11 protein-coding genes and 1 riboswitch are annotated in these 12,548 nt (G+C 65.2%); of the genes, 3 read left to right on the top strand and 8 right to left on the bottom strand.

Features of this window, described 5'->3' with window-relative positions; translation table 11 throughout:
* Window positions 1–53: 53 nt before the first annotated feature.
* The 5 genes from ldcA to ribD form a co-directional block, all read right to left on the bottom strand.
* Window positions 54–1,007: a muramoyltetrapeptide carboxypeptidase gene (gene ldcA / locus VME63_RS16430; protein WP_325434436.1), complete on the bottom strand. Its 954-nt coding sequence runs from the start codon at window positions 1,005–1,007 to the stop codon at window positions 54–56.
* Between the two features lie 37 nt (window positions 1,008–1,044).
* The gene (locus VME63_RS16425; RefSeq protein WP_325434435.1) at window positions 1,045–3,276 is read right to left on the bottom strand and encodes a beta-glucosidase family protein; all 2,232 of its coding nucleotides are present in this window, start codon (window positions 3,274–3,276) and stop codon (window positions 1,045–1,047) included.
* A 124-nt stretch (window positions 3,277–3,400) separates the two neighbouring features.
* On the bottom strand, window positions 3,401–4,495 hold the full coding sequence (ribBA, locus tag VME63_RS16420; RefSeq protein WP_325434434.1) for a bifunctional 3,4-dihydroxy-2-butanone-4-phosphate synthase/GTP cyclohydrolase II: 1,095 nt from the start codon (window positions 4,493–4,495) through the stop codon (window positions 3,401–3,403).
* 113 nt (window positions 4,496–4,608) lie between these two features.
* Window positions 4,609–5,250, bottom strand: coding sequence for a riboflavin synthase (locus VME63_RS16415; RefSeq protein ID WP_325434433.1), 642 nt, complete (start codon window positions 5,248–5,250; stop codon window positions 4,609–4,611).
* Window positions 5,251–5,378: 128 nt separating this feature from the next.
* Window positions 5,379–5,562: riboswitch (FMN riboswitch) on the bottom strand.
* Window positions 5,563–5,642: 80 nt separating this feature from the next.
* Entirely contained in the window at window positions 5,643–6,725 is a 1,083-nt protein-coding gene (ribD, locus tag VME63_RS16410; RefSeq protein WP_325434570.1) for a bifunctional diaminohydroxyphosphoribosylaminopyrimidine deaminase/5-amino-6-(5-phosphoribosylamino)uracil reductase RibD, read from the bottom strand.
* A 141-nt stretch (window positions 6,726–6,866) separates the two neighbouring features.
* On the opposite strand from ribD, the gene cysK reads away from it, so the two are divergent.
* The gene (gene cysK / locus VME63_RS16405) at window positions 6,867–7,823 is read left to right on the top strand and encodes a cysteine synthase A (RefSeq protein WP_325434432.1); all 957 of its coding nucleotides are present in this window, start codon (window positions 6,867–6,869) and stop codon (window positions 7,821–7,823) included.
* Between the two features lie 111 nt (window positions 7,824–7,934).
* Here cysK and nrdR read toward each other — a convergent pair whose 3' ends face one another.
* From nrdR to glyA, 3 genes are read right to left on the bottom strand one after another with little or no spacing between them, the layout of a single operon-like run.
* Window positions 7,935–8,468 (bottom strand): transcriptional regulator NrdR, encoded by a 534-nt coding sequence (gene nrdR / locus VME63_RS16400; RefSeq protein ID WP_325434431.1) that lies wholly within the window; start codon window positions 8,466–8,468, stop codon window positions 7,935–7,937.
* A 3-nt stretch (window positions 8,469–8,471) separates the two neighbouring features.
* The gene (locus tag VME63_RS16395) at window positions 8,472–9,209 is read right to left on the bottom strand and encodes a CTP synthase C-terminal region-related (seleno)protein (RefSeq protein ID WP_325434430.1); all 738 of its coding nucleotides are present in this window, start codon (window positions 9,207–9,209) and stop codon (window positions 8,472–8,474) included.
* On the bottom strand, window positions 9,202–10,455 hold the full coding sequence (glyA, locus tag VME63_RS16390) for a serine hydroxymethyltransferase (protein WP_325434429.1): 1,254 nt from the start codon (window positions 10,453–10,455) through the stop codon (window positions 9,202–9,204). Before glyA ends, VME63_RS16395 begins: the two co-directional genes overlap by 8 nt.
* Before the next feature lie 145 nt (window positions 10,456–10,600).
* Between glyA and VME63_RS16385 the strand changes: the two genes are divergently transcribed.
* Both VME63_RS16385 and VME63_RS16380 read left to right on the top strand, forming a co-directional pair.
* A complete protein-coding gene (locus VME63_RS16385) occupies window positions 10,601–11,680 on the top strand; it encodes a hypothetical protein (RefSeq protein WP_325434428.1) in 1,080 nt (359 codons plus the stop codon).
* Between the two features lie 12 nt (window positions 11,681–11,692).
* A complete protein-coding gene (locus VME63_RS16380) occupies window positions 11,693–12,298 on the top strand; it encodes a TetR/AcrR family transcriptional regulator (RefSeq protein WP_325434427.1) in 606 nt (201 codons plus the stop codon).
* Window positions 12,299–12,548: the final 250 nt, after the last annotated feature.

Below are 12,548 nucleotides of genomic sequence, written 5' to 3'. Positions count from 1 at the left end.
TTTTGGCCCGTGCGGGCCGTGTATTTTACGGGTTTGGGGACAGGCTTGCTCGGTCAGGCCAGGGCGGGCTCGTGGGGCTGGCGCAGATGGGGATAGCCGTGGAAGTCCAGGCTGGCGCGCGAACCGACCACGCGCAGCCGTGCCGGGACCCCGAACGGCAGGGTGAACTTGTCGGCGGCGTGGCCGAACGGCATGCCCGAAAGCACTGCAATGCCCGCGATGCGCCGGATCTGGCTGAAACCGTCGGCCAGGTCGTAGCCGTTGTCGTAGGGGCTGGGGCGGCATTGGGTGAAGTCGCCCAGGATCAGCGCCCGCTGCCGGCCCAGCACGCCCGACAGGTGCAACTGGTACAGCAGGCGCTCGATGCGGAACGGTGGCTCGCCCACGTCCTCCACGAACAGGATGCCGCCTTCGATGCGCGGGAAGTATGGCGTATCGAGCAGGCTGCACAGCATGGCGAGGTTGCCGCCCCATAGCGGCCCTTCCACATCGCACTCGATGGCTTCGCCGCACTCCCAGCTGGCGGTGCCTTGCGGCGCACTGAGCGTGCGCCAGAAATGGCGCCAGGTCAGCGGGCTCAGTGTCGCCGGGCCGAAATCGGGCCCCAGCATCGGGCCGCCGAACGTCACCAGCCCCGCCTTCGCGTACAGGGCCATTTGCAGCGCGGTGAAATCGCTGTGCCCCACCATCGCGATCGGCTCGCCGGCCAGCCGTTCGCGCAGCGCATGGTAGTGGACGTATTCCAGCAAGCGTGTCACACCATAGCCGCCGCGGATGGACAAAGCGATGTCGGGCAGTTCATCCAGCGTGGCGAGCTGGTTGATGTCCGCCACGCGCTGCGCATCGCTGCCGGCGTAGCGCAACTCGGTGCGATCGAGCACCTCCTCGCCATCCACCAGGCAGCCGGTCTTGCGCAGGCGCGCCACGCCGCGCGTCATCGCCTCGCGATCGTGTGGATAGCCGGACGGGGCGATCAGTCGTACACGGCAAGCTTGCGGATCCGGCATGAAAATCGTTGCTCCTTGGCAATGACCGCGCGCGCGTTTAAGGGGCCAGTTCCGCCGCCGCCGCAACCTTGGCGGGTGCATTCAGCACCAGATCGCGCGAGGAATGCCCCACTTCGATCGGATAGCTGCCGGCGGCAATCTTCCACTTGTGCGCCGGCACGTCGAAGATCGCGAGCAGGCGCGGATCGATCGTTACGCTGACCGTACGGCTCTGCTTGGGCCGCAGCGCGACTTTTTCGAACCCCACCAGGCGACGCGGCGCCTCGCCGCTGTCCGCCGGCATGCCGACGTAGACCTGCGGCGTATCCATGCCCGCGCGATCGCCCAGGTTAGTGACCTTGAAGCTCACCGTCACATGATCGCCCTGCGCGCTCACGTGCAGGTCGCTGTAGCCGAAGCGGCTGTAGGAAAGGCCGAAGCCGAACGGAAACAGCGGTTGGAGTTTCTTCTCGTCGTACCACTTGTAGCCGACCGCGGCGCCGTCGATGTTGTAATCGACTTCCTGCGCCTGGGTGATCTGCGGGCGCGGCAGTTGCTGCTCATCCTGCGGGAACGTAACCGGCAGGTGGCCGGAAGGATTCACCGTGCCGGCGAGCACTTCGGCAATCGCCTCGCCGCCACGCGCACCGGGATACCAGGCTTCGACGACCGCGCCGACTTTCGACAGCCACGGCATCGTCACCGGGCCGCCGTTTTCCAGCACGACGATGCTGTGCGGATTGGCCGAGGCCACCGCGTCGATCAAGCCGTCCTGATGGTCCGGCAGCGAAAGATTCGGCTGGTCGACACCTTCGCAGGTCCACTGGGTGGCAAACACGATGGCGGCGTCGGACGACTTGGCCAGCGCCGCGGCCCTGGCCGGATCGCTGCCATCGTCGTAGGTGATTTTTACGTTCGGCAGCAACGCCTGCAGCGCTTTCATCGGCGAGGACGGGTCATAGACTTTCCACTGCCAGTCGGGCCCCTTCACCGCGGGAATGGCCGGGCCTCCGATCGGCCATACTTCGGCCGAGCCGCCGCCGGACAGCACGCCCACATCGGCGTGGCCACCGATGATCGCCACCGTCTTGATGCCCGCTTGCAGCGGCAGCTGACCGCGATCGTTCTTCAACAATACGATCGCCTGCTCTTCCGCATGTTGCGCGACCAGCGCATCGGCCTGGACATCGAGCGGCTTGAGCACCGGCGGATGATCGAACAAACCCACCGCGTACATCGAGCGCAGCATCCGGCGCACCATGTCTTCAAGGCGGCTGCGCGCAATGACGCCCTTGGCCACAGCCTGCAGCAAAGTGCCGAAGCTGCTCTGCGAATTGCCCAGGCTGACAAACTTCTGGTCGACGCCCGATACCTGATCGGTGCCGTCCATCGCATCCATCACGCCGTGATCGGCGCCCCAGTCGGTCATCACCCAGCCGGGGTACTTCCAATCGCCCTTGAGGATGTCGTTCAACAGATGCTTGTTGGAGCAATTCCAGATGCCGTTGACTTTGTTGTAGCCGCACATCACCGCGCCGGGATGGCCGTCTTCGATGGCCAGCTCGAAGGCCAGCAGATCGGACTCGCGCATCGCGCGTTCGTCGATGTTGGAACTGACGGTGAGGCGATTGGTTTCCTGGTCGTTCAACGCGTAATGCTTGATGGTGGAAATGACGTGTTGCGACTGGATGCCGCGGATTTCGCCGCCGTCGATGCGCGCGGCAAGCAGCGGATCTTCGCCGAGGTATTCGAAGGTGCGCCCATCGCGCGGCTCGCGCGTGAGATTGATGCCGCCGGCCAGCAATACGTTGATGCCTTGTGCGTGCGCTTCGCCGGCGATCATGCGTCCGCCCTCGTAAGCGATCTGCGGATTCCAGGTGGCGGCGATGCCCAGGGTCGAAGGCAAGGGCGTGGCATTGCCTGCTTCGCCGCGCACGTGATCGGGCTGCTTGCCGGGACCGACGTCCAGCGGATAGTTATGCACGCCGATGCCCGCATCGTTTTGCTGCTGGGCCGGAATGCCGAGCTTGGGCAGCGCCGGTACGTAACCGGCGGCGCCGATGCTGCCCGCCGGCTGCTGCGCCGGCGGCCCCATGGTGTTGTAGCTCTGCACCATGTGGTACATGTCCTGGAGCGACATGCGCTTGACCATCTTGTCCGCGCGCTGATCGGGCGTAAGCGACGCATCCGTCTGCTGTGCCATGGCAGCGGACATGCAGGCGAACGACAGGGCCGTCAGGCTGACCGCAATGGCTTGCCTGCGTGCGAAGAGCAGATCCGTGGCTTTCATCTCGACCTCGTTTCAGCGGAACAGAACCATGCCACAGAGCATGCCATGAAGACGGTGTAGTGCGCGGCAATAAGAAGGCAAAATCGTGACGATACGGTGTGCGGCCACCGCGTTCGGCGGGTCGCTAGCCCGCGTGCTCCACGACCTCCAGGCCAAAGCCGGCCAAACCCACCAGCTTGCGCGGCGTACCCAACACCCGCAGCCGATGTATGCCCAGGTCGGTCAGGATCTGCGCGCCCAGCCCATGCTGGCGCCATTCCTGCTGCTGCACTTCCTCCGGCGCCTGCTGCGCGGGTTGCCGATTGAGGCGACGCAGCAGCGCTTCGGGCGTGTCTTCGCCGGAAAGCACCACCAGCGCGCCGCGATTTTCGTCGGCGATACGGCGCAATGCCGACGTGACGGTGAGACCGAGATCGTCGCGTTGCAGATGCAGCACATCCGACAGCGTGTTGCGCACGTGCACGCGCGCGAGCACCGGCGCGCCGTCATCGACCGTGCCGCGCACCAGCGCAAAATGCAGGCCATGACGGATCGCGTCGCGATAGGCGACCAGCCGGAACGGGCCGAACTCGGTCTGCACGTCTTCTTCATAGACGCGCTGGACGGTTTTCTCCGTTTCAAGGCGATAGCGGATCAGGTCGGCGATGGAGCCGATCTTAAGGCCATGCTTCTTGGCGAACACTTCCAGTTCGGGACGACGCGCCATCGAACCGTCTTCATGCAGCACTTCGATCAGCACCGCCGATGGCTCCAGCCCCGCCAGCGCGGCGAGATCGCAACCGGCTTCGGTATGTCCGGCACGCGTCAGCACGCCGCCCGGCTGCGCGGTCAGCGGAAAAATGTGGCCCGGCTGGGAGAGATCCTGCGGCTTGGCATCGGCCTTCACCGCCACCTGGATGGTGCGCGCGCGATCGTGCGCGGAGATGCCGGTGGTAACGCCTTCGGCGGCCTCGATCGAAACGGTGAAATTGGTGTGATACGGCGAGGTGTTGTCGCTCACCATCGGGCGCAGGCCGAGCTGGCGCGTGCGCTGTTCGGTCAGCGTCAGGCACACCAGCCCGCGCGCTTCGCGCACCATGAAGTTGATGTCTTCGGGCCGCACCATCTGCGCGGCCATGATCAGGTCGCCTTCGTTCTCGCGGTCTTCGTCGTCCAGGATCACCACCATGCGCCCGGCACGGATGTCCTGGAGAATCTCGGGAATGGTATTGAACGCCATGTCGGTTCCTTAGGTTTTACTCCCTCCCCGCTTGAGGGGGAGGGCTGGGAAGGGGTCACACGCACTCGCGAAAAAGTGCTCCTGCGCGCAGGAGCGGCATCCGCTGTGCAATGTCACGCGAACCCGTGCTGTTTCAAGAAATTCTCATCCAGCCGCGGCGCCTCGCCGGCACCCATCAGCCGCTCGATATAGCGCGCCACCACGTCCACTTCGATGTTCACCGCATCGCCGGGGCGACGCGCATGAAAGGCGGTGCGCTCTACCGTGTGCGGAATCAGGTTTACGCCAAAACGGTTGCCCGCCACTTCGTTGACCGTCAGGCTCGTGCCGTCGATGCAGATCGAACCTTTCGATGCGATGTAGCGCGCCAGCGGCGCCGGCACTTCGAAGGTCCAGCGCAGCGAGCGCCCATCGGGCGTGATCGACACCACCTTGCCCACGCCATCGACATGGCCCGATACCAGATGCCCGCCAAGGCGATCGGCCAGGCGCAGGGCTTTTTCCAGGTTCACCGGATCGCCGGGCTTATGCTTGCCCAGCGTGGTGAGCGACAGCGTTTCGTTGGAAACGTCCGCGCTGAATTGCCGTGCCTCCAGCGTCACCACGGTCAGGCATACGCCGGATACGGCGATGCTGTCGCCCAGTTGCACATCGGAAAGATCCAGGTCGGCGGTGTCCACGTGCAGGCGCACGTCGCCGCCGCGCGATTCCAGCCGCGCTATGCGGCCCACGCTTTGAATGATGCCGGTAAACATCAGCGCGCCTCCCGGACGAAAGCGGCCACTTGGGTGAAACGACGAGCGATCATGAAACGTTCTCCACGCAAAGCGGTGTGGGAACGCCCCAAGGCATGAGGCGCACGCACCGCTTGCGCGATGCATGCAGCCGTCTTCTTTCATCCGGACTGTGCGCCCAGCGGCGAACCGCTGCAGCGTGAACCGTCGGCTCCGGCATTTGACCGGATCTGCTGACCTTCCGGCGGGGGCCGGAAGCGCTCGCGGGCTTGGGTGGGTCGATGACTCACCCCTACCGCCGGTGGGGAATTCCACCCCGCCCTGAAGACGTTTGTTGTTGAGTGCCGAAAACCGGCTCGTTTAGTTTAACACCGGGCGGGGCGATCGTCGGCAGCCCAGGCGAGATTCAGCGTTCACGCCCTGGGACGCAGGCGGATGCGCCCATCCGCGCCGACCTGGCGCGAGTCCTCCACCTGCAGGTGCCAGCGGTCGGCCATGTCCGTGAGCGTCGGCAGCGCCAGCAGCGGACGCGCGGCATCGCCCAGCAGCACCGGCGCGACGTAGATCAGCAGTTCGTCGGCCAGCCCTGCCGCAAACAGCGCGCCGCAAAGCGTGGGGCCGGCTTCGACGTGCACTTCGTTGCTGCCGCGCTCGGCCAGCAGGGCCATCACGGCGTATAGGTCGAGCATGTCATTGGCTTCGCCGACGACCGCACGCGCGACGTTTGTAAAACGTTCCTCATCGACCGCTGCGCTCGCAGCGTGCAAGAAAAGCGTCCGCACACTGCCATCCAGCACATGGCTGCCCGCGGGTGTGCGCAGGTGGCGATCGAGGATCACGCGCATCGGCGGTTCGTAGGCAGGCGGCTCGCGGCCTTCCGACGACGACAAGCCGCGTACGGTCAAGCGCGGATTGTCGGCCAGCACCGTGCCGCTGGCACTCAGAATGGCCGAACTGCGCGCGCGCCAGCGCTGCACGTCGGCGCGCGCCGCTTCGCCTGTGATCCATACCGACGCGCCGTTGGCCAATGCGGTGCGCCCGTCCAGGCTCATGGCCAACTTGACCCGCACCCACGGCCGCTTGCGCTCGATGCGGCTGAAGAAACCGATATTGAGTTCACGCGCCGCCTCGCGCATCAATCCGGTCTGGACCGCGATGCCTGCCGCGCGCAGCTTGGCCATGCCATGGCCATCGACCTGCGGAAACGGGTCTTCCGCCGCCACGACTACGCGCGCCACGCCCGCTGCGACCAGCGCATCCGCGCAAGGCGGCGTGCGGCCCCAATGCGCACAGGGCTCCAGCGTGACGTAGGCCGTCGCGCCACGCGCCCGCTCGCCCGCTTCGCGCAAGGCGAATACTTCGGCATGCGGCTCGCCCGCGCGCTGGTGCCAGCCTTGCCCGAGCACGCGCTCGCCATCGGCGATGACGCATCCCACGCGCGGATTGGGCTGCGTGGTGTAGAGGCCGCGCTCGGCCAGGCACAGGGCCTGCGCCATATGCGCGTGATCGATGCGATCGAAGGCGTCTGGACGTCGATTCATAAGTGATCAGTGTGCGCGATCGCCCGGCGTTTGTCGCCTCGCGCGAGGCAGGAGTACGCTTGGCGGGTTCTTGCCGCTTCCGACCGGGATACCACCATGATCCACCAGAGCATTCTAGACACCATCGGCAACACGCCCATCGTTCGCCTGCATCGCGTGGCGCCGGCCCATGTGACGCTTTACGCGAAGGTGGAAGCCTTCAATCCCGGCGGTTCGGTGAAGGATCGCCTGGCCATCGCCGTGATCCTGGATGCCGAGAAGAAGGGGCTGCTCAAACCCGGCGATACCGTAATCGAAGCCACTTCGGGCAATACCGGCGTGGCGCTGGCGATGGTCTGCGCCGCGCGTGGCTACCGCTTCGTGGCGGTGATGAGCGATTCGTTCTCGGTCGAGCGGCGCAAGCTGATGCGCGCGTACGGCGCCAAAGTGATCCTGACGCCCGCCGCCGAGCGCGGTAGCGGCATGGTCAAGCGCGCCCAGGCGCTGGCGGAAAAACATGGCTGGTTCCTGGCCCGGCAGTTCCAGAACCCCGCCAACCCCGCCTACCACCGCAACACGACCGCGGCGGAGATCCTGCGCGATTTTGCCGGACGCCGGCTGGACGCCTTCGTCACCGGCTGGGGCACCGGCGGCACGCTGACGGGTGTCGGCGAGATGCTCAAACTGGCGCGGCCGGAAGTGAAGATCGTCGTCTGCGAACCCGCCGTCGCATCGCTGCTGAAGGATGAGCCGTGGCAGCCGCACAAGATCCAGGGCTGGACGCCGGACTTCGTGCCCGAAGTGCTCAACCGCCACGTGTTCGACCTGGATGTACCGGTCGATGAGGTGCTCGCACGCGACACCTCGCGCAGGCTGGCCCAGGAAGAAGGCATTTTTGTGGGCATTTCCGCCGGTGCCACGGTGGCCGCGGCGCTCAAGTACGCCCAGACGGCCGAACCAGACAGCGTGATTCTGGCGATGTTGCCCGATACCGGAGAGCGGTACTTGTCCACGTTCTTGTTTGAGGGCGTGGAAGAAGGGTCGGACCAGGCCTGGTTGGAGACGCTGGGTTAGCCTGCCATGGACGCTTCAAGCCGTCTTCAACGTCATGGCGGCGAAGGCCGGAGTGACGTTGAAGCGCTGTTGATCCAGGGGTAAACGCTACGCAACCGCTTCGCGCGGCGCTCAGTTCTTGCGATGCCGCTTCACCGCCGCCGCGGCTGCCGCATCGCCCAGCAGCGACAGTTGCAGATTCTCCAACCCCGGCAGATCGCGCTCCAGCTTTTCGATCTCCTCGCGGAACGCGTGCACGTCCTCGAACTTGCGATAGACCGAGGCAAAACGCACATAGGCCACCTGGTCGAGCTTTTTCAGTTCGCGCATCACCAGTTCGCCAACGTGACGCGAGGGTACTTCGCGCTCACCGCTCTTGCGCAGGTCGTCGATCACCGCACGCACGGCGGCATCCACATCGTGGCTTGCCACCGGACGCTTTTGCAGCGCGCGTTCGAAGCTGGTGCGCAACTTGCGCTCGTCGAAACTCTCTCGCCGCTCGCCGCTTTTCACAATCGCCGGCAACTTCAATTCGGCCGTTTCAAAAGTATTGAAGCGCTCGCCGCATTTGGGACACTCGCGCCGCCGGCGCACGGTGGCGCCGTCTTCGGCAAGGCGCGAATCGATCACGCGGGTGTCTTCATGCTGGCAAAAAGGACAATGCATGGATCAGGCTGCCTTCCCGATGCGCATCTGGCTGGCCGCTTGCAGGAATGCCGTCACAAGCGGCGGACAGACGCCGTTCAATGCGGCGCGCTCGTGCTGGAACAGGGTGGCGATGAAAAACGGGTGGCCGTCCAATTCCAGTGCACGGGCATCATCCTGATCGTCCACGGCGGTAATGCGCAAGTTCCGGCCGGCAAGCGCCTCGCGAAAGCCGCTGCCCAGGCCGTAGCGACAGTGGTAACCCTCCTGGATCGCATCGGTGCCGTAGATGGCCGCGATACGCGAACCGGGCAACAAGTGCACCCGGTCCTGCACTTCGACCAATCCGCACAGCAGCGGCACGATCACCGGCCGGGCGGCGTCCGGCGCGGTCTGGGCGTGTTCGGCGTCGGCCCAGCCCAGTACGTTGCGGGCGTACTCGATCACCGCGTGCTGAAAGCCGCCACAGGTGCCCAGGAACGGAACCCCCGCTTCCCTGGCATGGCCGATGGCGGCAAGCGCGCCATCCATGCTGCGGTAAGGGCTGGCCGGCACGCACCATAGCGCGTCCAGGCCGTTGAGCGCTTCGCCGCGGCCAACGGTATCGGTGCCGATCCAGCGCACCTCAACCGGTATCGCCGCCGCCGCGGAAGCCATCGCAAGCGCCAGCGGGATCGCCCGGTGCGCAACGACGCTGTCGTCGCGATCGCCGATCAATCCTACGCGCAGCGCCTGCATGGCCATGGCCATGGCCTCAGGCATACACCGGGAACCTCTTGCACTGCGCGGCAACCTTCTCGCCCACGGCCTTGATCACCGATTCATCCGTCGGCGCATCGAGCACGTCGCAGATCCAGTGCGTGAGTTCGACGACGTCCGCTTCCTTGTAGCCGCGCGTGGTGACGGCGGGCGTGCCCACGCGCAGGCCGGAGGTGACGAAGGGCGAGCGCGGATCGTTCGGCACGGCATTCTTGTTGACCGTGATATGCGCCTTGCCGAGCGCCGCTTCGGCATCTTTGCCGGTCACTTCGCGACCGATCAGGTCCACCAGCATGAGGTGGTTTTCAGTGCCGCCGGAAACGACCTTGTAGCCGCGCTCGATCAGCGTCTTGGCCATCGCCTTGGCGTTTTTCACTACCTGCGCCTGGTAGTCCTTGAACGACGGCTCCAACGCTTCCTTGAACGCGACGGCCTTGGCGGCGATCACGTGCATCAGCGGGCCGCCCTGGATGCCGGGGAACACGATGGACTGCAGCTTCTTTTCCAGCTCTTCGCCGGCGTCCTTGGCGATCACGAAACCGCCGCGCGGGCCGCGCAGGGTCTTGTGCGTGGTGGAGGTGACCACGTGCGCGTGCGGCACCGGGTTCGGATAGACGCCCGCGGCGATCAGGCCGGCCACGTGCGCCATGTCCACGAACAGATAGGCGCCGACCTTGTCGGCGATGGCGCGAAAGCGCGCCCAGTCCATCACCTGCGAGTAGGCGCTGAAACCGGCCACGATCATCTTCGGCTTGTGTTCCACGGCCAGGCGCTCGACTTCGTCGTAATCGACCAGGCCGTGTTCGTTGACGCCGTATTGCACGGCATGCATCAGCTTGCCGGAGATGTTTACCTTGGCACCGTGCGTCAGGTGGCCGCCATGCGCCAGGCTCATGCCCAGGATGGTGTCGCCGGGATTGAGCAGCGCGAAATACACCGCCTGGTTGGCCTGCGAGCCCGAATGCGGCTGCACGTTGGCATAGGTGGCGCCGAACAATTGCTTCAAGCGTTCAATCGCCAGGCGCTCGGCCACATCCACGTATTCGCAGCCCCCGTAGTAGCGCTTGCCGGGATACCCTTCGGCGTATTTGTTGGTGAGTACCGAACCCTGCGCTTCCAGCACCCGCGGGCTGGCGTAGTTCTCCGAGGCGATCAGCTCGACGTGGTCTTCCTGGCGGCGGGCTTCGTCGGCAATGGCCTTGGCCAGTTCGTCGTCATAGCCGGCGATCGTGTCGGTCTTGGGGAACATTCGAGCCTCGTGAGATAGCAGCGGGGGTGAGAGTCTTGAAAGTGTAATGGCCAGGGGTGTTTGCGGCCACCGGCGACACTTGCGCGGCCACTTGCGTACAGTGTACCGTACGTCGTACGCAATCATCTCGGACGGAGGGTTCCGCATGAAGTTCGCATATTCCGGTTTGGCCTACATCCGGCGTTGGCTGGCGCTGACGCTACTGATCGCCCCTACCTTGCTCTTTGCGCAGGCTGTCAGCGGCGTGGGCTTTCATGCGATCACTATTCCCGACCCTGTCAACGGCGGCACCACGCCGGGCTACGTGTTTTATCCCTCGGCGCAGGCCAAGGGCATCACCACGGTGGGCCCGTACGACGTCCACGCCACGCGCAATGCGCCGCCCGTGCCGGGCGCCAAGCCGCTGGTGGTGATTTCGCACGGCAACGGCGGCTCGGACCTGGGCCACAACCAGCTGGCCACGTATCTGGCCAGCCACGGCTTCGTGGTCGCCACGCTGGAACATCCGAAAGACAACTTCCACGACACCAGCGGCGTGGGCCATTCGCCGGTGCTGGTCGGACGGCCGATCCAGGTGAAGGCCACCATCGACATGCTGCTTGCCGATCCGCAATGGAAAACCTTGATCGACGCCAACCGCATCGGTGTCGCCGGCTTTTCGGCCGGCGGCTACACCACCCTGCTGCTGGTGGGCGCAGTGCCCCAGTTTGCGCGCTTCATCGATTACTGCGCGCGGTTTCCCAAAGACAGCGATGTCTGCCACGACGCGGACAAGTACCGCGCCCAGGCGCGCAGCCAGGGCCTGACGATGGAGCAATGGGTAGGCAAGATCCAGGACGACCTCAAGCGCTGGGGCAATACCGACGATCCGCGCGTCAAGGCCGCCTTCGTGATGGCGCCGTTGAGCTTGATTTTCGATCAGTCCGGTATCGAGAAAATCGACCGTCCCGTGTTCCTGTATTACGGCGACGCCGATCATGTGCTGCGCCCTTCCGAAAACGCCGCGCGCATTCGCCCGTGGATGAAGACGCTCGTCGGCGTCAAAGTGGTGCATGGTGCCGATCACTGGGTCTTCATCGATCCGTGCACGGCGGCGCTGGCCAAGGACGACCCCGTCATCTGCAGCGACCCGCCCGGCGTGGATCGCCTGAAGGTGCACGCGCAGCTCCAGGCCGATGCGCTGGCGTTTTTCCGCAAAACGCTGAATGCGCCGGCAACACACTGATCCGGATCTGACGTGCCCAAAGCATTAAGCGACACCGAAACCGAAGCCTTCCGCGCACGCATCTGCCAGGCGGCCGCCAAGCTGTTCGTGGAAGAAGGCCCGGCGGCGGTCACCATGCGCCGCCTGGCGACCGAACTGGGCTGCGGCACCATGACGCTGTATCGCTACTACGACAGCAAGGAAGCGATCATCACCGCGATCCGCACGCGCGGTTTCGATCGCCTCGCCCAGGCGCTGGAAAACGCGCTGGACACGCCCGGCGACGGCCGCACGCGCAGCCGCAACGTGCGCGACGCGTACATCGATTTTGCACGCGGGGACACCGCCACGTACCGGCTGATGTTCGAATACCCCCAGACCCACCGCGACGATCCTTCATACAGCCGTGCGCATGCACGGCTGTGGCGCTGCATCTGCGCAGACACCCGCGTGATGATCGAAGAAGGCACGATCCAGGCCGACGCGCCGATTCTCGGGCATCAGGTATGGGCGGCGCTGCATGGCGCAGTGATGTTGGAAATTGCCGGGCTTTTACCGGAAGGCTTCGATGCGGCGTCATTGCATACGCGCACTTTTGTCGCGTTGATGGAAGCGGCGCGCCCCAAGCCTGCAAGCTAATGCCCCTCCCCCTGCTTGCAGGGGGAGGCTGGGAGGGGGGCCGCTCTTACTTGCCTCGACGCAAGATTGCTTTACCCCTCCCCAGCCCTCCCCTGCACGCAGGGGAGGGAGTCCAAGCGCGCGTCCCACGCCTGCAAGCCAATGCCCCTCCCCCTGCTTGCAGGGGGAGGCTGGGAGGGGGTGCTCTTACTTGCCTCGACGCAAGATTGCTTTACCCCTCCCCAACCCTCCCCTGCACGCAGGGGAGGGA

This window comes from Dyella sp., assembly GCF_035503745.1.
Taxonomy (GTDB): Bacteria; Pseudomonadota; Gammaproteobacteria; order Xanthomonadales; family Rhodanobacteraceae; genus Dyella_B.
Note: the sequence above shows the minus strand (reverse complement) of the source record. Positions and strands in the feature narration are given on the sequence as shown.

Coding starts and splice junctions, on each gene's coding strand:
- VME63_RS16395 (WP_325434430.1), bottom strand. CDS start 9,209: ATGCCTGAGGCCATGGCCATGGCCATGCAGGCGCTGCGCGTAGGATTG.
- VME63_RS16425 (WP_325434435.1), bottom strand. CDS start 3,276: ATGAAAGCCACGGATCTGCTCTTCGCACGCAGGCAAGCCATTGCGGTC.
- ribBA (WP_325434434.1), bottom strand. CDS start 4,495: ATGGCGTTCAATACCATTCCCGAGATTCTCCAGGACATCCGTGCCGGG.
- cysK (WP_325434432.1), top strand. CDS start 6,867: ATGATCCACCAGAGCATTCTAGACACCATCGGCAACACGCCCATCGTT.
- ldcA (WP_325434436.1), bottom strand. CDS start 1,007: ATGCCGGATCCGCAAGCTTGCCGTGTACGACTGATCGCCCCGTCCGGC.
- nrdR (WP_325434431.1), bottom strand. CDS start 8,468: ATGCATTGTCCTTTTTGCCAGCATGAAGACACCCGCGTGATCGATTCG.
- ribD (WP_325434570.1), bottom strand. CDS start 6,725: ATGGCGCAGGCCCTGTGCCTGGCCGAGCGCGGCCTCTACACCACGCAG.
- glyA (WP_325434429.1), bottom strand. CDS start 10,455: ATGTTCCCCAAGACCGACACGATCGCCGGCTATGACGACGAACTGGCC.
- VME63_RS16385 (WP_325434428.1), top strand. CDS start 10,601: ATGAAGTTCGCATATTCCGGTTTGGCCTACATCCGGCGTTGGCTGGCG.
- VME63_RS16415 (WP_325434433.1), bottom strand. CDS start 5,250: ATGTTTACCGGCATCATTCAAAGCGTGGGCCGCATAGCGCGGCTGGAA.